This window comes from Frankia sp. EI5c (assembly GCF_001636565.1).
Classification (GTDB): domain Bacteria; phylum Actinomycetota; class Actinomycetes; order Frankiales; family Frankiaceae; genus Parafrankia.
Genome location: NZ_LRTK01000005.1, coordinates 394,765 through 418,258, shown reverse-complemented (window position 1 = coordinate 418,258; position 23,494 = coordinate 394,765). Strand labels below are relative to the sequence as shown.

Below are 23,494 nucleotides of genomic sequence, written 5' to 3'. Positions count from 1 at the left end.
GCCGGGTGCCCTCGGAGGGCACCCGGCTCCCCTCAGGTCGAGGCGCGGTTGCGGGTGCCGCTGCTGGCGCGGGCGGCGCCGCGGGCCGTGCCGCGGGAGGCCGACCCACGGGCCGACGGTGGGGGCACCATCGGCCCGATGTCGCCGTCCGGCGCCTCGTCCAGGTCGACGACGACCGGGGCGTGGTCGCTGGTACCGGCGCCCTTGCGGGCTGCCCGGTCGACCCACACGGCACGGGCCCGGCCGGCCACGTCGGCGGTCGCCAGGGCCAGATCGATGCGCATCCCGTAGTTCTTCGGGAAGCAGAGCTGGCGGTAGTCCCAGTAGGTGTAGACCGTCTCGTCCGGCCAGCGCGCGCGCATCAGATCGACCAGGCCGGCGTCCCGCAGCTCACCGAGCGCGGAGCGCTCCGCCTCGGTCACATGGGTCGCGCCCTCGAACTCGGCGANGTCCCAGACGTCCGCGTCGGTCGGCGCGATGTTGAAGTCGCCCAGCGTCATCACCGGGCCGGCGGGGGCGAGCTCGCGGACGACGTCCCGCAGCGCGGCGAGCCAGGCCAGCTTGTAGGCGTAGTGCGGGTCGTCGACGGTGCGCCCGTTCGGCACGTACAGCGACCAGACCCGGATGCCGCCGCAGGTGGCCGCGATCGCCCTTGGCTCCGGCCCCGGGAAGCCCGGATCGCCCGGCAGCCCGCGCACCACGTCGCCCAGACCGGCTCGGGACAGGATCGCCACCCCGTTCCAGCGCCCGTTGCCGTGGTGCGCCACGCGGTACCCGCGGCGGAAGAGATCCTCGTCGAAGAGCTCCAGGAACGCGTCGTCCGACAGCTTGGTCTCCTGCAGGCAGACCACGTCCGGACGCGCGCGGTCCAGCCACTCGATCAGCCGGGCCTGCCGGGCCTTCGCCGAATTGATGTTCCAGGTCGCGATCCGCACACCGTCAGACGGTAGTCCTCACCTACGACAGATCCCCGCACGGACCGGTGCGTGACATCCTCAGGGGCATGACGCGGATGTCCGCTCCCGGTGGGAGCACGCCATCGGGCCGGTCGCGCCGCCCCGGATTCGCGGTCGCCCTGGCCGTGGCGGCGGGGCCCGCCGGTCTCGTCGGTTGTGACCAGTTCTCCGCGGAGACCCGAGCGGCCGGCGCCACCGTGGTGTGCTCGCAGATCAGGATCGAGCCGGGCGAGATCGAGCAGAATCCGGATGCGGCGCGGCTCGCGGCGCTCGTCATCCGGGACCTGGCGCCCGAGGAGAACATCCGCGCGCTGGCCGACCAGGTCGCCGACAATCCGACGCTGCTGAGTCCGCGCGCCCAGCTCGCGGACTGGGTCGCCGACCGATGCGGCGGTGCGATCGCCGGAACGGGAACCGGCGGGGGAGCGGGTTCGGGAGCGGACGACGACGCGGCCGGCGGTGGTGACGACGACTCCGGAGCGGGTGACGACGACTGAGGCCCCGGACTCGACGGCCCGTCCCCACGTGCTGCTGAGCTGCGCGATGTCGCTGGACGGGCGGATCGACGACTGCTCGCCCAACCGGCTGGTCCTGTCGAGTCCCGCTGACCTCGACCGGGTCGACGAGGTCCGAGCCGGCTGCGACGCGATCCTGGTCGGTGCCCGGACCGTGCGGCGTGACAATCCCGGCCTGGCAGTCCGCTCGCCGCGGCGGCGGGCCGAGCGGGTTGCCGCCGGCCGGCCCCCGACGCCGCTGCGCGCCGTCCTGACCCGGGCGGGCGAGCTGGACCCGGCGGCCCGCATGTTCCAGGCCGGCGCCGACCGGGTGGTGTACCGCTTCGCGGACGCCGTGACCAGCGGTGCCGCGGCCGTGGGCGCCGCGGAGGCCTCGCCGGTGGCGGCGGTGGCGGAGGTGGCGGAGGTGGTCGACCTCGCGGCGCCACCCCTGGCGCACCTCCTGGCCGACCTGGCGAGCCGCGGTGTCCGGCGCCTGCTGGTCGAGGGCGGAACCTCGGTGCACACCGCGTTCCTGACGGCCGGCCTTGTCGATGAGCTGCACCTGGTGGTCGCGCCGTTCTTCGTCGGGGAGGCGGCGGCGCCGACCTTCGTCAGCCCGGGCGCGTTTCCCTTCGACGCGGCGCACCGCCTGCGCCTCGCCGAGGTCCGCCAACTCGGCGACGTCGTACTCCTGCGCTACCTGGTGCCGAGGCCGGCAACGGCGTCCTGATCCTCAGTGTGGCCACGGCTGTTTTGTCGCGCTCCTTCCGGGCACGCGAGGTACGGGCGTTGTGCCCGGAAACGCTGGCCGAGGAGGAGAACGTGTCCGTACACAGCGTCGCGCACGCGGGCCGTGCGGCTGCGTCCGCGGGGGAGAGCGCGGCCCACCGCACGCGCCACAGCCGGGCGATGGACATCACCGCGCGGCTCGGCTTCGCCGCTCGGGGAGTGGTCTACCTGCTCGTCGGGATCCTCGCGGTGCAGATCGCCTTCGGTGATTCGGGGGAGCGGGCGAACCGGCANGGTGCCCTGGGCGAGATCGCGGACAGGCCGTTCGGTACGGCGTTGCTGATCCTGATCGCGGTCGGCTTCGCGGGATACGCGGTGTGGCGACTTCTCGAAGGTGCCGTCGGGCACCGCGACGAGACCGACACGAAGAAGCGCACCGCCGCGCGGGCGGTGTCCGTCCTCCGCGGTGTGATCTATCTCGGCATCACCGGGAGCACGGTGGCGTTTCTCGCCGGTCGTGACTCGGGATCCGGTTCGGGGGAGCCCGCCCCCTACACCGCGCGGGTCATGGAACACACCGGCGGGCGCTGGCTGGTGGGCGCGGTCGGCCTCGTCGTCGTCGGTGTCGGGATCGGCATGCTGGTGAAGGGCGTGACGACGAAGTTCGAGGAGAAGCTGCGGCGCGCCGAGATGAAGCCGGCGGTGCTGCGGGCCGGCCGGCGGATCGGGCAGGTGGGATATGTCGCCCGCGGCGTCGTCTTCGGCCTGGCCGGTGTCCTCGTGGTGAAGTCCGCCGTCGACTTCGACGCCAGGGAGGCCAAGGGGTTCGACGGCACGCTCCGGACGATCGCCGACCAGGCCTACGGCCAGGTGCTGCTCGTCTGCTGCGCGGTGGGTCTCGCCCTGTTCGGCCTCTACTGCTTCGTCGAGGCGCGGTACCGCCGGCTCTGACCCGATGCCCGGTTCCGCGGCGCGGATCCGGAAACGGCCCGGCCCATCACCAGCGGTCCCGGTGATGGGCCTTTGCCGTGGTCACCTTCCGGACATGCCGCGGTTCAGTGGAGAATTGATGTGATCGAGTAGGTCGAACTATCCGCAGTTGGCACGAACGACAGTTGGCAAAGGGAGTTACCGGTGGACCGGACCGCGCTGAGCGTGATCACCCCGGCGGGCCAGACGACGCTGACGGGCGATGCGCCGTGCGTGGTGGGCCGTGGCCGTAACTCGGACATCGTCGTCAACGACGGGCGGGTCTCCCGCCGCCATCTGATGCTGGAGCCGGTCGCCGGGGGCTGGCGGGTGCGGGATCTCAGCGCCAACGGGCTGTGGCAGGACGGCCGGCGCACGGCGGACCTCACCGTTCACGCGAGCGAGGTGCGGTTCCGGCTGGGCGCGGCCGACGGCCCCGAGGTGGCGCTGGTGCCCGCGGGCGCGAACGTGTCGGGCCCGGCGCGGTCCGGCCCACCGCCCGTGCCGCCGGCCCGGCCGTCAGCTCCCCACCCGGCGGCGCCGGTTCCCGGTCCCGGCCCGGCTCCCGGGCGGCTGCCCGCCACGGGCGCGGTCCGGGCGGCGGCCGCCCCGCAGGTCCCGGTGCACGGGCCGGGCGGCCAGCCGCCGATGCCCGCGGGTGTGTCCGGTCCCCGCACCGGCGCGGTGCCGACGGATCCGCAGACGGCACAGAGCGCGATCGTGCACGCCCGGCGCCAGGTGTTCCCGCTTCGCCCCGGCACGATCCGGCTGGGGCGGTCCCGCGGGAACGACGTGCCCGTCGCCGATCTGCTCGCGTCGCGTCACCATGCCGAGCTGCTGGTCGGGCCGGCAGGTGTCGAGATCGTCGATCTCGGTTCGGCGAACGGGACCTTCCTCAACGGCCAGCGGGTGGGGCGGGCCTTCGTCGGCCAGCGCGATGTGATCGCGATCGGTCACCACCTCTACCAGCTTGAGGGCGACTCGCTCGTCGAGTACCTCGACTCCGGGGACGTCGCCTTCGAGGTGCAGGGCGTCTCGGTGTTCGCCGGGACGAAACAGCTGATGCACGACATGACGTTCCGGCTGCCGGGTCGTTCGCTGCTCGGGGTGGTCGGCCCCAGCGGCGCGGGCAAGTCGACGTTGCTCAACGCCCTGACCGGGTTCCGACCGGCGGATGTGGGCTCCGTCCGCTACGCGGGGCGTGACCTGTACGCCGAGTACGACGAGCTGCGTCGCCGCATCGGTTACGTCCCCCAGGCCGACCCGCTGCACGCGCAGCTCACCGTGCGCCAGGCGCTGGAGTACGGCGCCGAGCTGCGGTTCCCGGCGGACACCACGGCGCCCGAGCGGCGCTCCCGGGTCGAGGAGGTCATCGGCGAGCTCGGGCTGACCGCGCACGCGGACACGCCCGTCAGCCGGCTGTCCGGGGGGCAGAAGAAGCGGACGTCGGTGGCGTTGGAGCTGCTCACCCGCCCGTCGCTGCTGTTCCTGGACGAGCCGACCTCCGGCCTGGACCCGGCGAACGACCAGTCGGTGATGGAGACGCTGAAGAGCCTGGCCAAGGGCGGCGGGGCGGGTTCGGCGGACGAAAGCGGCCGGACGGTCATCGTCGTCACGCACAGCGTGCTGTTCCTGGACCTGTGCGACTACATCCTCGTGCTCGCCCCCGGCGGGCATGTGGCCTACTTCGGTCCGTCGGACGGGGCCCTGCGGTTCTTCGGCAAGGAGGACTTCCGCGACTTCGCGGCGGTGTTCCGGGAGCTGGAACGCACGCCGGGTGCCGAGATGGCCGCCCGCTTCCGGGCCTCGGAGTACTTCGTTCCGTCGGCGATAGTGGCACCGGTCGTGCGCCGGGCCCCCGCGGAACTGCCGAGCGTGCGCCAGCAGCCGGTGGCGGCCCAGCTCGCCACTCTGACTCGCAGATACCTGAAGGTCGTCCTGGCGGACCGCTCGTACCTGCGGCTCATCCTCGCGTTCCCGTTCCTGCTCGGGATCATCCCGAGGGTGATCCCGGCACCTGACGGGCTGGACGCCTTGCCGGACGCGCCCAATCCGGACGCGATGAAGGTGCTCGTGGTCCTTGTGCTGTGCGCGTGCTTCATGGGGATGGCGAACTCGGTCCGCGAGATCGTGAAGGAACGCGACATCTACCGCCGAGAGCGGACGATAGGCCTGTCCCGCACGGCCTACCTCGGCTCGAAGATCATCGTCCTCACCGCTATCACCACGCTTCAGTGCGTGGTCTTCACGCTGATCGGCCTGGTGGGGCGGGCTCCCGCGGAGGCGTCCCTGCTGGGAGCTCCGCTGGTGGAGTGCCTGATAGCGGTCATCGTGGCGGCGTTGGCGTCGATGATGATCGGCCTGTTCGTCTCGACACTGGTCGACAACGCCGACAAGACGATGCCCGTCCTGGTTCTCATCACCATGGCGCAGCTGGTGCTTTCCGGTGGTCTGGTCTCGGTGGGCGGCCGGGTCGGGATGGAGCAGCTCTCCTGGCTCGCGCCGGCACGGTGGGGCTTCGCCGCGCTGGCGTCGACGGACGACCTGAACGAGGTCTCCAAACTGGGCAACGAGGTCCTGCGCACCGACCCGGCCGACGGGCTGTGGGAGCACAGCGCGGCAGTCTGGACCCTCGACGTGCTCGTCGGTCTGCTCCTCGCCGCGGGTGCGCTCGCCCTCACCTCGGCAACCCTGCGCCGCATCGACCCGAAGGTGACCCGCCCGGCCGCGCAGCCGGCGCTGCCCGGGCAGCCGGCCTGGCCGGGCGGCCAGGGCCCGATGCCACCGGCCGGCCCGGCTCCGATGCCACCCGGCGGCCCACGGCGGTGACCCGGCCGCGGCCGGGGTGGCTGATCAGTGCCCCGGCCGGCCCTCGCCGCCGAGGCCACGGCCGCTGAGGAGATCGACGACCTCCTCGCACCAGAAGGCCAGGCCGCAGAACTGGTAGGTCAGGAATCCGCTGGTCAGCGCCGGCTTGTTCTTCTCGAACAGGGAATGCCCCGCCACCTGCAGTGCCCAGCTCGCCACGAACATCGGCAGGCCCACCTTCGGCCGGGCGGCGAGCAGCGGGAGGGCGAACGCCACGCCGGGGATACCCACCAGGTGGGTGGCCCGGATGCCCCGAGTCGTGTGCTGCGAGCGGTAGAACGCCATCTTCTCCGCGAACGGCGCCGACGTCGGGGGTGCTTCGGGTGCCCGCTGATCCCGCGCCGTGCCGACCTCCGAGTCGATGATCGTCATGAGGGTGCCTCCGATCTCGTGCGGATCCGTCCCTTGGCCCTGGGCGTGTCCGTCCGCAACATCATGTGCCTGCGCGGGCCCCGACTCCAGCCCGCCGGCGGGCTGCCGATCACGCCGGGGCCGCTGGTGAGGGCGCCGGAGCACGGTGGGCGGGCGGCTCCGACGGTTGTGACGGGCTGGTCCCGATCCCACCGGGGGCGGCCGGGTCGGTGCCCGACCCACCCGGCGTGGCGAGATCACGCAGCATGGCCAGCAACTGGCCGCGCAGCTCCCCGACCGGCGGGGCCAGCCCCAGCAGGTCGGCCAGCCACAGGCCGTCGGCCGCCACCCGGACGAGGGTTGCGGCCACCGGGTCGAGGTGGTCCTGGACGATCCGGTCCTGCCAGGTCTCATAGCGTTCACGGAGCCGCCGCAGCCGCTCGGGGTCGGCGATCACCGCGGCGAGGAAGCCGAGCTCGGCGGTGGTCTCCGCCGGCGGTCCCGCGCGTTCGGAGCCGACGTCCAGGTAGGCGCGCGCCCAGCGGCCCGGCCGGCTGTCGGCCAGTGCCCGGCCGGTGGCCGCCGCGTTGAAGTCGTCGTTCCACCGCTCGTAGAGGGCGTCGATGAGCGCGGCGCGGGTGGGGAAGTGATGGAGCAGGCCACCCTTGGAGACCGCGGCCTCCCGCGCCACCGCGTCGAGGCTCAGTGGCTGATCGCCGTGGCGGGTGAGCACGCGCCAGGCCGCGTCGAGCAACCGCTTGCGGGTCGCGGCCGGATCCGGGACTGGCACGACCGCCATTGTGTACCGGCCCGATCACATCCCGACAGACGCCTGTATGCGCCGTTGCCGTGGCCTCGGCAGGTTGACCGACCGTCCAGACGGACGGTAGTAGTTCGTGGTTGCCCGGAGGTACCCCGGGCACCTGACGGGGCCGGGCCGGTGCCTGAGCCAGCGGTCTGGCGCGGGGCCGACGGGAGCGGCGTGGTGATGGGAAGAGCAACCGAGGGCCCGCGCCCGTCCGGGCGGCCGCGGTCCACCCCGACCGGCGGAGCCACCCGCGACGACAGAACCGTCCCGGACGACAGAACCATCCGCGAGGGCGGTGTGGCCGCGTTGAGCCGTGGCGGTGTGCGTCGCCTTGTCGTGGCCCTGGCCGCAGCCACCCTGCTGCAGTGGCTCGGAGCCTTCGCGATCGCGCCGCTCCTGCCGCTCTACCTGGAGGAGCGGGACGTCTCGGCTGGCGGCGTCGGCATGGTGATGGCGGCCTTCTTCGTCGGTTCGCTGCTCGTCCAGTNCCCCGCCGGTCTGCTCACGGACCGGCGGGGCCATCGGCCGGTGCTGCTCGGCGGGCTGGTCCTGTACGCGGTGGGCTGCGTGGGTCTGATCCTGTCGCCGGGGCTGGGGTGGGACGCGGTCGTGCGCGCGCTCCAGGGGGCCGGCGCCGGTGCGTTCGAGGTCGCCGTCCTCACCGCGGTCGCGGTGACGGTTCCGCCGGACCTCACCGGCCGTACCGTCAGCGCCGTCTATACCGGCCAGATCGCCGGCACCGCCATCGGCCCGCTGCTCGGCGGGCTTGCCGGGGAGCAGCGGATGGACCTGCTGTTCCTCGGCGCGGGGCTGGCCGCGGCGATCGCCTCGATACCGGTCCTGGTTCTGCTGCGCCCGGACGGCCGGCCTCCCGCCGCCCGCGCCGGGGCGGCCGGGCCGACCCGGTGGCAACGGTCGCGGGGCCCGTCACGATCGCCGGCTCAGCCGGCTCGTGCGGCTCGTGCGGCCGGTTCGCGCGGTACGGGTATCGAGGGGCTGTTGCTGGTCGCGGCGGTGAACGGGCTGGCGGTCGGCACCTATGAAACCTGCTGGAGTCTCCTGCTGGCCGACCGGAACGTGTCGACGCGGCTGATCGGGCTGAGCTTCACCCTCTTCTCCCTGCCCTACATCGTGTGCGCGCTGCCGGCGGGCTGGCTCGCCGATCACCGAGACCGCCGCTGGCTGGTCACGGGCGCGACACTGGTGACCGGTCTCGCCGTGGCCAGCTACTCGTTCATCGAGTCCTTCTGGCTGATCATCCTGGTGTGCTGTGCCGAGGCGATCGCCCTCGCCGTCAGCTTCCCGTCCGCTCAGTCACTGCTGGCGCAGGAGGCGGGGGCGACCGGGGTGGGCCGGGCGCAGGGCCTGTTCACGACGACGCAGACCGCCTCGACGGCGGTCGCCGCGCTGACCTCCGGCGTCCTGTACGCGGCGAACGTGCACCTTCCGTTCATGCTCACCGCCGTCGCGGCGGTCGGTGTGGCGGTGGTCCTCCCGGTGCTGTGGCAGCGGGTCCGCGGGGTCGCGCCCGCTGCCGCGGATCGGGCGGTCGCGGATCGGGCCGCGGCTGGGCTGGCGGCCGCTGGGTTGGCGGTGGCTGGCCCGGCACCGGGTGTCCCCGCCGTGGGCGCCTCGTTCGCCGCTGGCCGGGTCGCGAGCGGCCAGGTCACAAGCGGCCAGGTCACAAGCGGCCAGCTTGCGAGCGGCCCGGTCGTCGGCGGCCTGAGGTGAGCGATCCGGCTGGCCGGTCCGGGCGGCGGACAGGGTCGTTACCCTGGCCCGATGCATGGTAGCGAGGGGAACGTCCGGGCAGGGGCCGGCGGCGGGCGGCCGCCGGGCACGCCGGTGACCGAGGAGATCCGGCTCGCCGGAGTCACGTTCGAGCATCCGATCATGAACGCGGCCGGGACGTGCAAGACGGTCGAGGACGTGTCGGCGCTCGCCCGCGGTGCGGCAGCCGCGGTGGTCGTCGGCTCGATCACCCGGGACGACCGGGCGGGCAACAGCGGCGAGGTCTACTGGGCCGGCGGTGGCTGCTCGCTCAACGCTCTCGGTCTGCCGAACCGGGGGATCTCCTACTACCGCGAGCAGTTGCCGGTCATGGTCGACGTCGCGCACGCGCACGGCAAGCCGCTCATCGTCAGCGTGGCGGGCTTCGCCGCCGGTGAGTACGCCGAGCTGTCCCGGGTGGCCGCCGACGCGGGAGCGGACCTCGTCGAGCTCAACCTCGCCTGCCCCAACGTCTGGGACGGCGGTCAGCAGAAACGTATCGCGTGTTTCGACCCCGGCCAGACCGCGGCGATCTGTGCGGCTGTCGAGGAGGCACTCGCCGGCGGCGCCGGGCGCCGGCCCGGACCGCCCTACGGGGTGAAGATCTCCCCGTTCTCCGATCCCGAGGCGTTGGCGGAACTGGCGGCCCTGCTCGGTGGGCGTGCCCAGGCGACCGGCGGGCCGAGGTTCGTCACGGCGATCAATACCTTCCCCAACGCGCTGGTCCTGGACGACCGGCTGCGTCCGGTGCTGGACGTCGGTCTGGCCNGGCTGAGCGGGGCCGCGCTGAAGCCGGTCGGGCTCGGCCAGGTGCGCCAGCTGCGCCAGCTGCTGCCCGCACAGCTGGACATCATCGNGGTCGGTGGTGTCCTGAACGGCCGTGACGTCGTCGACTACCTGGCCGCGGGCGCACAGGCGGTGCAGAGCGCCACGGCGTTCTGGAACCGGGGCGAGGACCCGACCGTGTTCGGCGACATCCTCAGCGACTGGGTCGACGTACGAGGCTGACGCCGGGGTGGTCAGTGCCGCTCGGGCAGTTCGATGACCACGTTCGTCGCCTTCACCGTGCCGACGGCGAGGACACCCGGCTCCAGGCCGAGTTCGTCCGCCGCCTCCCGGCTCATCAGCGACACCACCCGGTGCCGCCCGGACTGGATCTCGACCTGGGCCATCACGTCGTCGCGGCGAACCCGGGTGACGATGCCGGGGAACCGGTTGCGGGCCGAGGCGCCGACCATCGCCGGTGAGCTCAGGGGGAGCTCGCCCGCCATGTCGATGGCGAACTGCGCGAGCACGGCGCCCTCGACGGCCTGCCGGCCGGCGCCGTCCCGCACGGTGGGGAGCCGGCCGCCATCGGCCCAGCGGCGCACGGTGTCGTCGCTGACGCCGAGCAGGCCGGCGACCTCGCTGATCCTGAAGGTCGACATGCCGGCACAATATCCGTCCGCGACAGCCCCTGCGTCCGGCCGGTCGCGGCGCCACGCCTGCCTGGTTCGCGACGCGCGCTTCGGTCCGATCGGCGGCGCGGGAGCCGGTGCGGGGCGGCAGGCCCGGGATGTGCGGGCTGCCCTGGTCACGCGCGGGTGGCCGGTGTGTGACCGGCCACCCGCTCGCCGCGAAGACCGGGGCCGAGGGTGATTTCATCGGAGTGTGGCCCGTCGCCGTTCGTGCCGGCGGGGCCCGGGCGGTCCCGATCCGGACATGGACTATCCCCTCAACCTCGACCTCGGTGAACTGGTACCGGGGGCGGGTGTCGTGGTGCGGGGAGTCCGGCTCGACGGGGCGGCGCTGACGCTCTTCTTCGAGATCCGGCCCGCCCGCGGTGCCGGCGCGGCCGGGCGGCGGCCGGTGCCGGCGCGCGCCCGGTTCATCTGTCGCTATCAGCCCGGCGGGCCGGTTGACGACGGGGTGGCGAACCGTCCCGGGCTGGCTGCCCTGGTGGAGGCGACCGGGCGGCGGTGCCGGGTGACCTTCCCGCCGCCGGTGGACCGTTCCCACCGGGTCCGCTTCGAACTGCGGCCGCCGCCCGGGGAGCTCGGCCGGGGGAGGTCGGGGGGAACGGGCGGGCTGCTGTGTCTCGACCTCGGCAGCGGGTGTGCCGTCTACCTCCCGCTGACGGGCGCGGGCGCGGGGCCGCGTTCCTGACGGCTGCGCCGTGGACCAACTGGTAGGCCCTTCGTGTCCCGGATGGCCAGTTCGTGGGATCCGGGCGGGAAGCCTCGTATCGTTGTGCCGTGTGTGGTGGAGTGCGGAGGCGTTGCTCAGGCCTCCCGAGATCTGCCGGGGGCCGGTCTGATGCATGAAGGTTCACCGACGCCCCCGTCGCCCCCTGAGGCCCCGTCGCCCTCTGCGCCCCCGCAGGCCGCTCGGCGCCGACCACCCGGATCGCTGGAGGAGGAAGTCCTCGGCGTTCTGCACCGGTCCGGCGAGCTCTCTCCAGGCGAGGTGCGCGAGCTGCTTCCGGACGCCGTGAAGCTCTCCTACAGCGCGGTCGTCACGACTCTCACCCGGCTGCATGCCAAGGGCGTGGTCACCCGGCGGCGGCGTGGGCGTGGCTACGTCTACTCGTCGCCGGGCGATCCCGCGACACTGGTCGCCTGGCGGATGAACCGTCTCCTCGCGGGGCAGGCTGATCATCGCCGCGCGCTCACCCACTTCATCGCCGCGCTCTCCCCCACGGACGAGGCACTCGTCCGGGATCTGCTCGCCTCCGCGCCCGCGCCCGCGCCCGCGCCCGCGGACGGACCGGCGGTCGACCACGGCGCCGACGGCGCCGACAGCGCCGGTCCCGACTCAGAGCGGCGTCGATAGGCCAGCCGTGGCAGTCGACCAACTGCTTGTCTCGCTCGTTCTCGCGCCGACTGCCGGCGCGGTGGCCAGCCGCATCCTCGTCGACCCGCTGCCACCGAGAGCGGCGGCGTTCGGGTTCACCACGGCGGCGGCGCTGTTCGCCGGAGCGAGCACGCTGAGCCTCTTCGTGTTCGGCATGCCCGCGGCCGCGGGTCTGTTCGGTTTCGCTCCGAGCCGTCCGCCGACCGCGATCTCCTGGCATACCGGTGCGATGCCCATCTGGTTGTCCTGGGTGTGCCTGCTGCTGGGAGCGGGCGCGGTCGTCTCGGTGCTGGTGACCGCGTTCCGCCAGCTCGACTCCGTGCGGGCCGCCCGGGCGGAGGCGGCGGCCCTGCCGGGCAGCGGTGAGATCGTGGTGATACCCGACGGGCGGGCGGATGCCTTCGCCCTCCCCGGGGTGCCAGGGCGCATCGTCGTCACGGAGGGGATGCTGGCGGCGCTGGGCGCGGCCCGGCAGCAGGCCCTGCTCGCGCACGAGGCCCTGTTCGCGCATGAGCGGGCACATCTTGCCGGTCGACATCACCGCTTCGCCTTCGCGGCGCGCCTAGCGGCCGCGGCCCTGCCACCGCTGCTGCCCATGGTCACGTTGGTCGACTACGCGATCGAGCGCTGGGCGGACGAGAAGGCGGCGAACGACGTCGGGGACCGGCGCTCGGTCGCCCACGTCGTCGGCACGGCCGCTCTCGTCGCCACCGAGCAGGCCGCGGCCTGCGCACCGGAGCGGCGGCCCGGCCGGCTGGTGTCCCGGCCCCGGCAGCAGCCACGCCCGGCGAAGCTGCGGGTCGGTGCCCCCGGGCTCGGCCCACGGCCCGGCCCGGTCCCGCGCCGGGTCGCGGCACTGCTCGCCGCACCGCAGCACCGAAATCGGTTCCTGCTGGTGGCGCTGCCCGCCGCGCTCGCCGTGGCCTCCTGCGGGGTCGCGGTCGAAGCTCTGATCGATCNGCCCTACCGGCGCGTGCTCGAGGCGGTCGAGTAGTGCCGGCCGCGATCAGCTGACGATCGTGATGGGCGTCCCGAGAGGGACGAGATCGACCAGGCGCAGCAGGTCGGTGTTACGCAGCCTGATACACCCCAGGCTGACGTCCGAGCCGACCAGGTCCGGGCGGTTCGTGCCGTGCAGACCGATGATGCCGTCGGCACCGTTGAAGCTGGTGATCACATCGGAGAACCCGGACAGCCCGAAGGCGAACGGTCCCCACGGGCCGTTCGGGTCCGCCGGGCGCAGCAGTTCGGTCAGGTAGAACGTCCCGGCGGGCGTGGGCGTTGAGCCGGTGCCGATGCCGACCGGCAGCCTGGCGATCACCGATCCGTCGCGGAAGACGGTCAGCCGGTGCTCGGAGCGGTCGACACGAAGATCGAAGGGTGTGGTGGTGATCCTGACGTCGGAGCGCCGCACCCAGCCGGTGCTGTTGTTCGGCCGCGCGGGGACCTTGACTCGAAGCCAGTCCGGATGATGTTCCTCGACGCCCAGAACCAGCGCCACACCGCGCGGGTTCGGGTTGTCCAGGGTCCACCGCGGCAGACCGGCCTCGGGGCTGGCGAAGATCTCGATCCTGGGCACGGTCGCGTAGGCGACCAGACTCCAGCCGGTGGGCAGGGCCAGCAGCGGGTCGTCGCCGCCGGGGGCCTGCGGCGATGTGATGGCCGGCCCTGGCCGCGGAGCGGGAAGGGGGCCCCGATCCGGGCCGGTCCCCGGGCCGCCGCAGGAAGCCAGCAGCAGTGCTCCCACCAGCAGTGCTCCCACCCGCAGTGCCCCTACCAGGAGCGCCCCCGCGCGTGGAGCCGGTTCACCGCGTCCGTGGGCCAGGTGTCCCCGCCGGCCTCGTCCCTGCCAGCCCATGGCCATGCCGCCCCCCGAGCGCGTCGCGGCGTCCACCGCCTGCCGTCACGTCGGTGACTCAGGGTAGTCGGTCGGTTGCCAAATCATGGGTAGGGCCGAGGAGCATGCGCCGTCGGCGAGATTCACCGCGGCGACGTTCACCGCAGGCGGGCAAGCACTCGGTAGGCGTTGGAGCGCCGGTCCGCGGCGAGATGGCGGCGGCTCACCGCGTCCCAGGCGACCGCCGCCGGCATCGCGGCACACACGGCCGCTCCGAGGAGCGCACGCCGTGCCCGGGCGGCCCCGGGGTTGGCGACGACCTGCCAGGGGGCGGCNGGCGACGGCGCGGCGCGCTGCCACCGTCCCCACAGCGCGATGGGTGCGTCGCCACCCTGATGCGCCGCCCCGAACCGCACGTCCAGGACCTTCAGCCCAAGGTCGTCCAACGCGGCGGTCAGGTTGTCGGCCGGCGGCAGGTGCAGGTGCTGGGGCACGAACCAGCCGGGCCAGTAGGAGCCGTACCAACGCCGGGCGGGGCACTGCGGGTTCGGTACCTCGATGATCAGATGGCCGCCCGGGGTGAGCACCCGGGCCGCGGCGCGCAGCTCCTCCCGGGGATCCAGCGTGTGCTCAAGGTNGTGGAACATGCTGACCACGTCATATCGCCCGTCCAGGGCGGCGGCCAGCTCCGGCAGGCGTCCCCGGTGGGCCTGGTCCACCCAGCCCCGGCGCTCGGCGTGATCGATGCTCGCGCCGATGTCCAGACCGTCGAAGGACGTCGTCGGCCACACCTCGCGGGCGACCGCGCAGAAGTGGCCGAAGCCCCCGCCGACGTCCAGCCAGCGCCGCGGCGTCGGGATGTCGACCCGGGCCCGGTCCAGGTAGGTCTCCGTGTTCCGGCTGAACAGCTCCTCGATCAGCCGTGCGCCGAGCCCTGAGTAGACGTCTCGGTAGTAGAACTCCAGGCCGTCGAGCGTCAGCCGCGGGTTCTGGAACACGTGCCCGCAGTCGTCGCACCGGTCGTAGCGGAACACTCCCGGCTTGACCTGTACGGAGTCCGACCCGAGCAGTTCCAGGGAGAGCTGGGGGCCGCCGCACCAGGGGCAGGTCGTCTCGGCCGGCTCCAGGAAGCGGTCAACGCCGGCGGCCAGGTCGGCGGCGTACTCCCGCCGCTTCGCGGCCACCAGGGCAGGGTCGGGAGCCGGTGGCCCGGGCCGCGGCACGGTGGCGGCCGTGACCGGGGCACTGAGGAAGCGCAGCATGGACCGCCGGCGGGTGAGCGGACTGCGGACAACCTCCCGTGCCGACACCCGGATCCGGCCCGACCCGACCAGCAGCGGCTGCAGCCAACCCAGCACCGCGGAAACGAGCGCCCATCCGGGAGCGGAAGCCGCGCCGGTCAGCACGGCGAGATCACGGGCGAGTGGCAGGAACGGCACACCGGGAGCCCACGGGTAGGTGGCGAACTGAACCGCGAGCCGGTCCGCGCCCGGTCTGGGACCGGCCACCGGTTCTCGGCGCTCTCGCCGCCGGGCCAGGGTCGACAGCCCGGGCAGGATAGCCAGGTCCGTCGACGCCGGCGCGTGCAGCCTCAGGGTGGCGGTCGCCAGGGCGAGGTCGAGGCGGCTCGGGGTCGGCGGCAGGTCCAGCCCGGAGCGTTTCAGTACGTCCTGGTCGACGAGCAGTGCCTGGTAGGCGCCTCGTCCCGGCGCCAGCCGCCGGGTCCGGACTGTCCGGGGATCAACCATCCGCGCGAGGTCCAGCAGCTCGTGCGCGGCCATCTCGGCGGGCACCAGGTCGAGAACGGTCAGACCCTCCCGGCGGGCGTGTGCGCTCGCCGCCCGCCGCGCGGCCTCGTCCAGCTCGACGCCGTCCGCGAGCAGGAACCGATGCGCGGGATGCACCGGCTGCTCCGAGGGCTCGATCACGGCCATCGCCCGTACTCGGGCACCCAGCCGCAGCGCGTTCACCGCGCTGCCGACGCAGACGGCGATCGGCAGCCATCGGCGGCCGTTGTCGGGTTGTCCGGTGGTTTGTCCGGTGATGACGCCTCCTGGAACGAACGGCAACCCGCCCGGTTCGGCGGTTCGTGGCGGTGGGTACGGTTCGCCTGATTTCGGCTCCGCCGGAGGTGGCTCAGCCGGCGTGGCCGGAGTGCCGGAGAGGCCGGAGTGGAGAGCCGGCGAAGGGAGATCATGGTGCGGCGGGTTCGGCACGCCGGTGGGGCGCTCGCGGTGGCGGCGGTCCTGGCCGCGGTGCTGGCCGTTGGCGGGCTGCTCGGCTGGGTCGGCTGGTGGCACGGCCCGAACGCCGTCGAGGTGGGTTCCGGCCCGGTCGAGCCCGGGCCCGGCCACGCGGACGAGGCTCCCGGCGCACCCGCCGCGGGCGGTCAGGCCGGTGCACCCGCTCCTGGGCCGGCGGCCGGCGCGAACCCGGCCGAGGAGACCCGCTGGGTCGAGTCCACCCTCGCCGAGCTGTCGCTGGAGCAGCGGGTCGGGCAAATGATCATGGGTGTCGTGTTCGGGACCTCCGGAACGGACCGGAACCCCGCCGCGGTGGCGGCGAACCGGCGGACCTCCGGCGTGGACACCGCGGCGGAAGCCGTCGCCACTCTCGGCCTGGGCGGGGTGATCTACTTCGACGCCGGCGGGGCAGGACCAGGTGCGCTGCCCGACAACATAATCGACCCGGCCCAGGTCACAGCGCTCTCCGGCGATCTGCGCGCCGCCGCCCGGGTGCCGTTGCTGATCGGGACGGACCAGGAGCAGGGGGCGGTCCTGCGCATCCGGGACGGCGTGACCCTGCTGCCCGGCCAGATGGCCCAGGCCGCCACCGGCCGGGTCGCCGACGCCCGCGACGCCGCCCGGATCACCGGGGCGGACCTGCGCGCCCTGGGCATCAACGTCGACTTCGCGCCCGACGCGGACGTCAACAGCGACCCCGCGAACCCGGTCATCGGTGAACGGTCCTTCGGGGACGACCCGGCCGCGGTCGGGCGGTTCACCGCGGCCGCGGTGGAGGGGTACCGGCAGGCGGGGGTCGCGGCGGCCGCGAAGCACTTCCCCGGGCACGGAGCGACATCCGTCGACAGCCACGTCGAGCTGCCGACGATCGACCGGGACCGTGCCTCCCTCGCGGCGCTCGACCTACCGCCCTTCCAGGCAGCCATCGCCGCGGGCGTTCCCATGATCATGGTCGGTCATCTGAGTGTCCCGGCGCTCGACCCGAACGCTCCGGCCACGCTGTCGAAGGCGGTGGTGGACGGTCTCCTGCGCCACGAACTCGGCTTCGACGGGGTGGTCGTCACCGACGCTCTCAACATGGCCGCGATCACCAGGCACAACACCGGTGGCGCGGCCGCTGTGCGGGCCGTGCGAGCCGGGGTGGACCTGCTGCTGATGCCCCCCGACGTGGTCGAGGCCCGGGACGCCGTGGTCGCCGCGGTGCGGGCCGGCTCGATCACTCCGGACCGGCTCGACGACTCGGTGCGGCGCCTCCTGCGGATGAAATGGCGCCTGGGGCACGGCGCCGCGGCCACGCCGGACTCCCACGAGGCCACCGAGCCTCCCGAGATCACGGCCGAGAGCATCGCCCGGCGGGCCGTCACGCTCCTCGATCAGCCGACCTGCGGCCTGCTTCCGCTGCTCCGCGGCGGCATGCCTGGCGGTGACGGCGCCGCTGGCGGTGGTGCTGGTGGCGGTGACGGTGGCGGTGGTGCTGGTGGCGCCGTGGCCGAGGTCGAGCTCTCCGGCCCGTCGAGCGCGGTCCGGATGCTCCTGGCCGCGCTGGGGGAGCGAGGCACGGCCGCGAAGGTCGTCCCGGCGGGAGCGGCGCCGGGCCCGCCGGTCGCGCCGACCGGTAGCCAGGCCGGCGCCGCGGACGGCACCCCGGCGCCGATCCGGGTCGTGTTGGTCGGCAACTCCCCGCCGCCGATGGCCGACCGCCGGACTGTCGTCGTGTCGACCGGCACGCCCTACCAGCCGCCCGTCGGCGCCGGAGCCTGGCTCGCGACCTACTCCCGCGACCCCGCGTCCATGAAGGCACTGGCCGCCGTGCTCACCGGCGCCGCCGATCCGGCCGGTCGCCTACCCGTGACAACCCGCACCGCGACCGGCACCCCGCTTCCCCGCGGGTCAGGCCAGCCCAAACCCCGCCCCTGCTGAGCCCGCGCCCCCAGCTCCCGGACCCAGGGAACCGCGGGCCTCAGCCCAGCTGACACGCCGACGACCGCCCCGCGGGCCGGATCCACGCGCCCGACCAGCCAGACCGCACGGTGTCACCATCCTCACAGAAACAACAGGCCCAAACCCCCGACCCGCCCAGCGCGACAAACCAGAACAGGCCCAGACGGCAACCCAAGCAACGACAACCCCCCAGCCAACAGCCGCCCACCAGCAACCCGAACCAGAGGAACAAGCCGAGGCCATAGGCCCAAGCGGAACCAGAGGAACAAGCCGAAGCCATAGGCCCAAGCCACCCCAAAAACCCACCAACAACCCAACCCCAAGACCACGCCGGCGGCCGGGGGGCCCGGGGGGCAACGCCCCCCGAAAAAATAACGGCCACCCCCCAAGCAACACCTGGGCATGCGGAACTAGCGCGAGCGGGTGACGGGAATCGAACCCGCATGGCCAGCTTGGAAGGCTGGGGCTCTGCCATTGAGCTACACCCGCGATGGTGATCGGGACGAGCTTACCCCGTAGGATGTGGATGCAACGCCTCGGGGCGTAGCGTAGTGGCTAGCGCGCCTGCTTTGGGTGCAGGAGATCGGGAGTTCGAGTCTCCCCGCCCCGACCGATACCCTCGGCGCGTCACCCCGTCCAACGTCGTACCAGGAGACCGCCGCGCCGTGAAGGCCACCAAGGAGACCCTCAGCCCAACCCGGGTCAAGCTCACCGTCGAGGTGCCCTTCGACGAGCTCAAGCCGTCCGTCGATGCCACCTACCGCAAGCTGGCGCGCCAGGTGCGCGTCAGCGGCTTCCGCCCGGGCAAGGTTCCGCCGCGCATCCTCGACCAGCGCCTCGGGCGGGGCGTGATTCTTGACGAGGCGATCCAGGAGGCGCTCCCGCGCCTGTACTCCGAGGCCGTGCAGGCCGAGGAGGTCGACGTCCTGTCGCGGCCCGAGGTGGACATCACCGAGTTCGCCGACGGTGCGCAGCTCGTGTTCACCGCCGAGATGGATGTCCGTCCGCAGGTCACGCTGCCGGAGTTCGGTGACCTGGAGCTGGTCGTCGAGCCGGCGGTCGTCTCCGACGAGAAGGTCGAGGAGTACCTCGGTACCCTGCGAGACCGGTTCGCCGTGCTGAAGCCCGTCGAGCGTCCGGTTCAGGAGGGCGACTTCGTGTCGCTGGACCTGTCGGCGTCGGTGGACGGCGAGGCGATCGAGGACGCCACGGCCACCGGGATGTCGTACGAGGTCGGCAGCGGCAACCTGATCGACGGCATTGACGAGGCGATCACCGGGGCCTCCGAGGGTGACGAGCGCACGTTCGACACCGAGCTGCTCGCCGGCGAGTACGCGGGGCGCACGGCCCAGGTCACGGCGGTTGTCCGCGGTGTGAAGGAGAAGGAGCTCCCCGAGCTCGACGACGACTTCGCCACCACGGCCAGCGAGTTCGACTCGCTGGACGAGCTGCGTGCGGATGTCCGGACGCGGCTGGAGACGAGCCGGAAGGCGGAGCAGCTGGGCGAGGCCCGCGACAAGCTGCTCGACAAGCTGGTCGAGCTGGTCGAGGTGCCGGTTCCCGAGTCGGTGCTGACCGGCGAGCTGGAGGCGCGTGAGCACCGCCTCTCGCACGAGCTGGAGCACCTGGGGACGGACCGCGCGACCTACCTGGAGACGCTCGGGCAGTCCGAGGAGGAGTTCGACGCCGAGGTCCGCAGCTCCGCCGGCAAGGCGATCCGCTCGCAGTTCATCCTGGACGCGGTGATCGACGCCGAGTCGATCGGGCTGGACCAGGGCGAGCTGATGGAGCAGATCCTGATGCGGGCGCAGCGGGCGGGCGTGCAGCCGGACCAGTACGCCCAGCAGCTCGCGCAGGGCGAGGGTCTGACGGCGCTGATGGCCGACGTGCTCCGCACCAAGGCTCTGTTCCTGCTGCTGGAGAACGCGAAGGTCTCCGACACCGAGGGTAACCCGGTGGAGCTGAATCTTCCGCGCCGGCCGGCGGGCGACGAGTCCGACGTCGAGGACATCTCCGATGAGCTGGACGCGGAGGAGCTCACGGTCGCGACCTCCGAGCCCGCGGCGCAGGCGGCGTCCGCGAGCGAGAGCGGCGAGGACGCGCAGGCGTCGGCCGCGACCGGCGACGAGGCGGCGGACACAGCCTCGAAGTAGCAGCGACAGCGGTAACTGGCGGGTCCGGGGCGGTTCCCGGGTCCGCGCGGATGCCGCGTGGACGGCCTCCGGTTTATGCCCTGGTGTGGGCTGCGCCGGAGGCCGTCCGCGTGTCCGGGGACCACGCGCGGCCACCGGCAGGCACGCTGTGGTCCTGGCGGCGGGCCGGTGCGTCCGCGTCAGGCGGGTTCCGGTGCTGGTCGGGAGCGGACGCGATGATCGTGGATCCGGGGGTGTGGCCCGGTGTGGGCCGTGCTCCCGGGGCACGTGCCCCGGGAGCACGGCGATGCCGGACTGGCCCAGCCTCACGCCCAGCGCGAACATCGAAGGAGAAGCACCGGAACCGGCTCGGGTCACAGATAGTGTCGAGCCGGTCAATCAGATGCCGCCAAAGGAAGCCGAGGATCCGACCGTGAGTGACATCGCTGCCCCTCGCCTGGCTGTCCCGGGCCCGAGTCTCCGCTCCGCCGGTCCGAGCGGCCCTGGCTTCGACGAGCAGGTGTTCAACCGTCTGCTCCGTGAGCGGATCATCTTCCTTGGCTCGGTGGTGGAGGACTCGATCGCGAACGCGATCTGCGCGCAGCTGCTGCTGCTGAACGCCGAGGATCCCCAGCGGGACATCTTCCTGTACATCAACTCGCCCGGCGGTTCGGTCAGCGCCGGCATGGCGATCTACGACACGATGCAGTACGTCGAGAACGACGTCGCCACGGTGTCGCTCGGCCTCGCCGCGTCGATGGGCCAGTTCCTGCTGTGCGCGGGCGCGCCGGGCAAGCGTTACTCGCTGCCGCACGCGCGGATCATGATGCACCAGCCCTCCGGCGGCATCGGCGGCACGGCCTCCGACATCGCGATCCAGGCCGAGCAGATGCTCTACACGAAGCGGATGATGCAGGAGCGCATCGCGTTCCACACCGGCCAGCCCGTGGAGCAGATCGAGCGGGACTCCGACCGTGACCGGTGGTTCACCGCGGATGAAGCGAAGGACTACGGCTTCGTGGACCACGTCGTCCAGCGGGCCCGCCAGGTTCCCAGCGAAGGCCCGGTGAGCTGACGCCGGCAGCGTCCGCGAACCGTTCCGACCCTCGTCCCCGCGCTCCTCGGAGGCAGTCACCATGCACGGATCACAGGGCTACTACGCGCCGCAGAGCCGGTACGTCCTCCCCAACATCATCGAGAAGACGTCCCGCGGCGAGTACGGCATGGACCCGTACTCGAAGCTCCTCAAGGAGCGGATCGTCTTCCTCGGCGCGCCCATCGACGACACGTCCGCGAACGACGTGATGGCGCAGCTGCTGTTCCTGGAGTCCGAGGACCCGGACCGCGACATCTCGATCTACATCAACTCGCCCGGTGGCTCGTTCACCTCGCTGACGGCGATCTACGACACGATGCAGTTCGTCCGGCCGGACATCCAGACGATCTGCATGGGCCAGGCGGCGTCGGCGGCGGCGGTGCTGCTCGCCGCGGGTACCCCCGGCAAGCGGTTCGCGCTGCAGAACAGCCGGATCCTCATCCACCAGCCGTCCGCGCAGGGCGAGGGCCAGTCCAGCGACATCGAGATCCAGGCGCGGGAGATCCTGCGNATGCGGTCGCTGCTGGAGCGGATGCTCGCCGAGCACACCGGCCGTACCGAAGAGGCCATCCGCAAGGACATCGAGCGCGACAAGATCTTCAGCTCGGACGAGGCCAAGGAATACGGCATCATCGACGAAGTGATCAAGACCCGGAAGTCGTCGCGGCTCGCCACCGCGCGCTGAGCCTGCCTCGGGTGGTGCCGCCGGGCCCGGCGCCGGCGGGTCCGGCGCCGACTGGCCCGGCGAGGCGGCGGGGTGGTACCGGCGAGTCCTCGCCTGTGGCCTTGGCGGTACCCACCGGCGCGGCGCGGCCGGCTCGTCAGTGGCGGGTCGAGTGCGCCGCATTGGCATCGCCATCGCGCAATTCGGACACCCGATCGTGCTGTGACGCCGAACGGGCTGTGTGGACGAGCGAGGACGGGCCCGATGACCGTAGGCTGACCGGTATGAGCCCAGCGATTGGGCTCTCACCGGGCGCCTCCGCGGGGTACCGTCCCCACGGGGACGGATACAGGCAGACATGCGACGACCGGGCGGTGCGCACCGCCCCCGACACGCAGGCGACACCATCGTCTGGACGAAGGGACTGAGTCCTCGGTGGCACGCATCGGTGATGGCGGTGACCTGCTCAAGTGCTCCTTCTGCGGTAAGTCTCAGAAGCAGGTGAAGAAGCTCATCGCCGGCCCAGGCGTCTACATCTGCGATGAGTGCATTGATCTCTGCAACGAGATCATCGAGGAGGAGCTCTCGGAGTCCTCGGAGCTGAAGTGGGAGGAACTCCCCAAGCCACGGGAGATCTACGAGTTCCTCGACGGCTACGTCGTCGGCCAGGAGGCGGCGAAGAAGACGCTGTCGGTGGCCGTCTACAACCACTACAAGCGGGTGCAGGCCGGCGGCTCCACCGGTGACGGGGCCAAGAGCGAGGTCGAGCTCGCCAAGAGCAACATCCTGCTGCTGGGGCCCACCGGGTGTGGAAAGACACTCCTCGCGCAGACGCTCGCCCGGATGCTGAACGTCCCGTTCGCCATCGCCGACGCGACCGCCCTCACCGAGGCGGGTTATGTGGGCGAGGACGTCGAGAACATTCTTCTCAAACTCATCCAGGCCGCCGACTACGACGTCAAAAAGGCCGAGACGGGCATCATCTACATCGACGAGGTCGACAAGATCGCCCGGAAGTCCGAGAATCCCAGCATCACCCGGGATGTCTCGGGCGAGGGCGTGCAGCAGGCGCTGCTGAAGATTCTTGAGGGAACCACCGCGAGTGTCCCGCCGCAGGGCGGCCGGAAACACCCGCACCAGGAGTTCATCCAGATCGACACGACGAACGTCCTGTTCATCGTCGGTGGCGCGTTTGCCGGGCTTGACCGCATCATCGAATCCCGCATCGGCAAGAAGTCGCTGGGCTTCCGCGCGGTGCTCCACGGCAAGGACGATCCGGACGCCTCCGACGTCTTCGGCGACATCATGCCGGAGGACCTGCTCAAGTACGGCATGATCCCGGAGTTCATCGGCCGGCTGCCGATCATCACCAGCGTGGCGAACCTCGACCGCGAGGCGCTGATCCGGATCCTCACCGAGCCGAAGAACGCCCTGGTCCGCCAGTACAAGCGCCTCTTCGAGCTGGACGGCGTGGACCTCGACTTCACGACCGACGCCCTGGAGGCCATCGCCGACCAGGCGATCCTGCGCGGCACCGGCGCCCGCGGGCTGCGGGCGATCATGGAGGAGGTCCTGCTCTCGGTGATGTACGACATCCCGAGCCGTAAGGACGTCGCCCGCGCGGTGATCACCCGCGAGGTCGTGCTGGAGCACGTCAACCCCACACTGGTGCCGCGGGACGTGGCCGCCTCGAAGCGCAGCCCCCGCCAGGAGAAGTCGGCCTGACGCCGCCGAGGAGGCGCCCACCCACAGGTCACAGCCCCGACGGGGCCCGCGGAGATCGCCGCCGCGGGCCCCGTCG

General features: G+C 72.5%; 17 protein-coding genes, 2 tRNA genes and 10 pseudogenes. 20 read left to right on the top strand and 9 right to left on the bottom strand.

Annotated features, from left to right (window positions below):
• Positions 1-32: 32 nt before the first annotated feature.
• Together UG55_RS31905 and UG55_RS31900 are read right to left on the bottom strand one after the other, a co-directional pair.
• Positions 33-448: pseudogene (locus tag UG55_RS31905) on the bottom strand (exodeoxyribonuclease III); the annotation flags it as partial.
• Position 449: 1 nt separating this feature from the next.
• Positions 450-935 (bottom strand): exodeoxyribonuclease III (locus UG55_RS31900; RefSeq protein WP_242423658.1); only part of this gene is annotated, 486 nt, incomplete at its 3' end.
• Positions 936-1,003: 68 nt separating this feature from the next.
• Between UG55_RS31900 and UG55_RS03420 the strand changes: the two genes are divergently transcribed.
• From UG55_RS03420 to UG55_RS03405, 5 genes and pseudogenes are all read left to right on the top strand, one after another.
• Positions 1,004-1,453: a hypothetical protein gene (locus UG55_RS03420; RefSeq protein ID WP_066062510.1), complete on the top strand. Its 450-nt coding sequence runs from the start codon at positions 1,004-1,006 to the stop codon at positions 1,451-1,453.
• 46 nt (positions 1,454-1,499) lie between these two features.
• Positions 1,500-2,183 carry a dihydrofolate reductase family protein gene (locus tag UG55_RS03415; protein ID WP_066062761.1) on the top strand — a complete coding sequence of 228 codons (684 nt, stop codon included), beginning with the start codon at positions 1,500-1,502 and terminating at the stop codon, positions 2,181-2,183.
• A gap of 179 nt (positions 2,184-2,362) precedes the next feature.
• Positions 2,363-2,475, top strand: a pseudogene (locus UG55_RS46125) (DUF1206 domain-containing protein); the annotation flags it as partial.
• A gap of 1 nt (position 2,476) precedes the next feature.
• The coding region (locus UG55_RS03410; protein WP_242423657.1) for a DUF1206 domain-containing protein at positions 2,477-3,133 on the top strand (657 nt) is incomplete at its 5' end.
• A 183-nt stretch (positions 3,134-3,316) separates the two neighbouring features.
• Positions 3,317-5,980 (top strand): ATP-binding cassette domain-containing protein, encoded by a 2,664-nt coding sequence (locus UG55_RS03405; protein WP_066062507.1) that lies wholly within the window; start codon positions 3,317-3,319, stop codon positions 5,978-5,980.
• A 24-nt stretch (positions 5,981-6,004) separates the two neighbouring features.
• Here the strand turns inward: UG55_RS03405 and UG55_RS03400 are convergent, their stop codons facing one another.
• Together UG55_RS03400 and UG55_RS03395 are read right to left on the bottom strand one after the other, a co-directional pair.
• Positions 6,005-6,391: a DUF962 domain-containing protein gene (locus UG55_RS03400; RefSeq protein ID WP_083986344.1), complete on the bottom strand. Its 387-nt coding sequence runs from the start codon at positions 6,389-6,391 to the stop codon at positions 6,005-6,007.
• A gap of 109 nt (positions 6,392-6,500) precedes the next feature.
• Complete coding sequence (locus UG55_RS03395; RefSeq protein ID WP_066062504.1) at positions 6,501-7,169, bottom strand: TetR/AcrR family transcriptional regulator; 669 nt, start codon at positions 7,167-7,169, stop codon at positions 6,501-6,503.
• A gap of 189 nt (positions 7,170-7,358) precedes the next feature.
• Here UG55_RS03395 and UG55_RS31890 point away from each other — a divergent pair.
• From UG55_RS31890 to UG55_RS31875, 5 pseudogenes are all read left to right on the top strand, one after another.
• Positions 7,359-7,665: pseudogene (locus tag UG55_RS31890) on the top strand (hypothetical protein); the annotation flags it as partial.
• Position 7,666: 1 nt separating this feature from the next.
• Positions 7,667-8,792 (top strand): annotated as a pseudogene (locus UG55_RS03390) (MFS transporter); the annotation flags it as partial.
• A gap of 168 nt (positions 8,793-8,960) precedes the next feature.
• A pseudogene (locus UG55_RS31885) lies at positions 8,961-9,716 on the top strand (dihydroorotate dehydrogenase); the annotation flags it as partial.
• A gap of 1 nt (position 9,717) precedes the next feature.
• A pseudogene (locus tag UG55_RS31880) lies at positions 9,718-9,804 on the top strand (hypothetical protein); the annotation flags it as partial.
• Position 9,805: 1 nt separating this feature from the next.
• Positions 9,806-9,956: pseudogene (locus UG55_RS31875) on the top strand (dihydroorotate dehydrogenase); the annotation flags it as partial.
• Between the two features lie 11 nt (positions 9,957-9,967).
• On the opposite strand, the gene UG55_RS03380 reads toward UG55_RS31875, so the two are convergent.
• Entirely contained in the window at positions 9,968-10,375 is a 408-nt protein-coding gene (locus tag UG55_RS03380; protein WP_066062501.1) for a molybdopterin-binding protein, read from the bottom strand.
• A 274-nt stretch (positions 10,376-10,649) separates the two neighbouring features.
• On the opposite strand from UG55_RS03380, the gene UG55_RS03375 reads away from it, so the two are divergent.
• The 3 genes and pseudogenes from UG55_RS03375 to UG55_RS03365 form a co-directional block, all read left to right on the top strand.
• Entirely contained in the window at positions 10,650-11,093 is a 444-nt protein-coding gene (locus UG55_RS03375; RefSeq protein ID WP_066062499.1) for a hypothetical protein, read from the top strand.
• Between the two features lie 42 nt (positions 11,094-11,135).
• Positions 11,136-11,759, top strand: coding sequence for a BlaI/MecI/CopY family transcriptional regulator (locus UG55_RS03370; protein ID WP_313954575.1), 624 nt, complete (start codon positions 11,136-11,138; stop codon positions 11,757-11,759).
• A gap of 175 nt (positions 11,760-11,934) precedes the next feature.
• Positions 11,935-12,739 (top strand): annotated as a pseudogene (locus tag UG55_RS03365) (M48 family metalloprotease); the annotation flags it as partial.
• Between the two features lie 47 nt (positions 12,740-12,786).
• On the opposite strand, the gene UG55_RS03360 reads toward UG55_RS03365, so the two are convergent.
• The 3 genes and pseudogenes from UG55_RS03360 to UG55_RS03355 form a co-directional block, all read right to left on the bottom strand.
• Positions 12,787-13,542, bottom strand: a complete 756-nt coding sequence (locus UG55_RS03360; RefSeq protein ID WP_242423655.1) for a L,D-transpeptidase — start codon at positions 13,540-13,542, stop codon at positions 12,787-12,789.
• A 411-nt stretch (positions 13,543-13,953) separates the two neighbouring features.
• Positions 13,954-14,254, bottom strand: a pseudogene (locus UG55_RS31870) (class I SAM-dependent methyltransferase); the annotation flags it as partial.
• 1 nt (position 14,255) lies between these two features.
• Positions 14,256-15,551 (bottom strand): class I SAM-dependent methyltransferase (locus UG55_RS03355; protein ID WP_242423677.1); only part of this gene is annotated, 1,296 nt, incomplete at its 3' end.
• 261 nt (positions 15,552-15,812) lie between these two features.
• Here UG55_RS03355 and UG55_RS03350 point away from each other — a divergent pair.
• A complete protein-coding gene (locus UG55_RS03350) occupies positions 15,813-17,780 on the top strand; it encodes a glycoside hydrolase family 3 protein (RefSeq protein WP_083986366.1) in 1,968 nt (655 codons plus the stop codon).
• A 439-nt stretch (positions 17,781-18,219) separates the two neighbouring features.
• Here the strand turns inward: UG55_RS03350 and UG55_RS03345 are convergent.
• Positions 18,220-18,290, bottom strand: a tRNA-Gly gene (locus UG55_RS03345).
• A gap of 48 nt (positions 18,291-18,338) precedes the next feature.
• On the opposite strand from UG55_RS03345, the gene UG55_RS03340 reads away from it, so the two are divergent.
• The 6 genes and pseudogenes from UG55_RS03340 to clpX all read left to right on the top strand — a co-directional run bounded on the left by UG55_RS03340 (position 18,339) and on the right by clpX (position 23,418).
• Positions 18,339-18,411: transfer RNA gene (locus tag UG55_RS03340), tRNA-Pro, on the top strand.
• 55 nt (positions 18,412-18,466) lie between these two features.
• Complete coding sequence (gene tig, locus UG55_RS03335) at positions 18,467-19,954, top strand: trigger factor (protein WP_066062493.1); 1,488 nt, start codon at positions 18,467-18,469, stop codon at positions 19,952-19,954.
• Between the two features lie 412 nt (positions 19,955-20,366).
• Positions 20,367-21,008 (top strand): ATP-dependent Clp protease proteolytic subunit, encoded by a 642-nt coding sequence (locus tag UG55_RS03330; RefSeq protein ID WP_066062738.1) that lies wholly within the window; start codon positions 20,367-20,369, stop codon positions 21,006-21,008.
• A 61-nt stretch (positions 21,009-21,069) separates the two neighbouring features.
• Positions 21,070-21,539, top strand: a pseudogene (locus tag UG55_RS03325) (ATP-dependent Clp protease proteolytic subunit); the annotation flags it as partial.
• Between the two features lies 1 nt (position 21,540).
• On the top strand, positions 21,541-21,714 hold a 174-nt coding region (locus UG55_RS31865; RefSeq protein ID WP_242423676.1), incomplete at its 5' end, for an ATP-dependent Clp protease proteolytic subunit.
• 414 nt (positions 21,715-22,128) lie between these two features.
• The gene (gene clpX, locus UG55_RS03320; protein WP_066062487.1) at positions 22,129-23,418 is read left to right on the top strand and encodes an ATP-dependent Clp protease ATP-binding subunit ClpX; all 1,290 of its coding nucleotides are present in this window, start codon (positions 22,129-22,131) and stop codon (positions 23,416-23,418) included.
• The last annotated feature ends 76 nt before the right edge of the window (positions 23,419-23,494 follow it).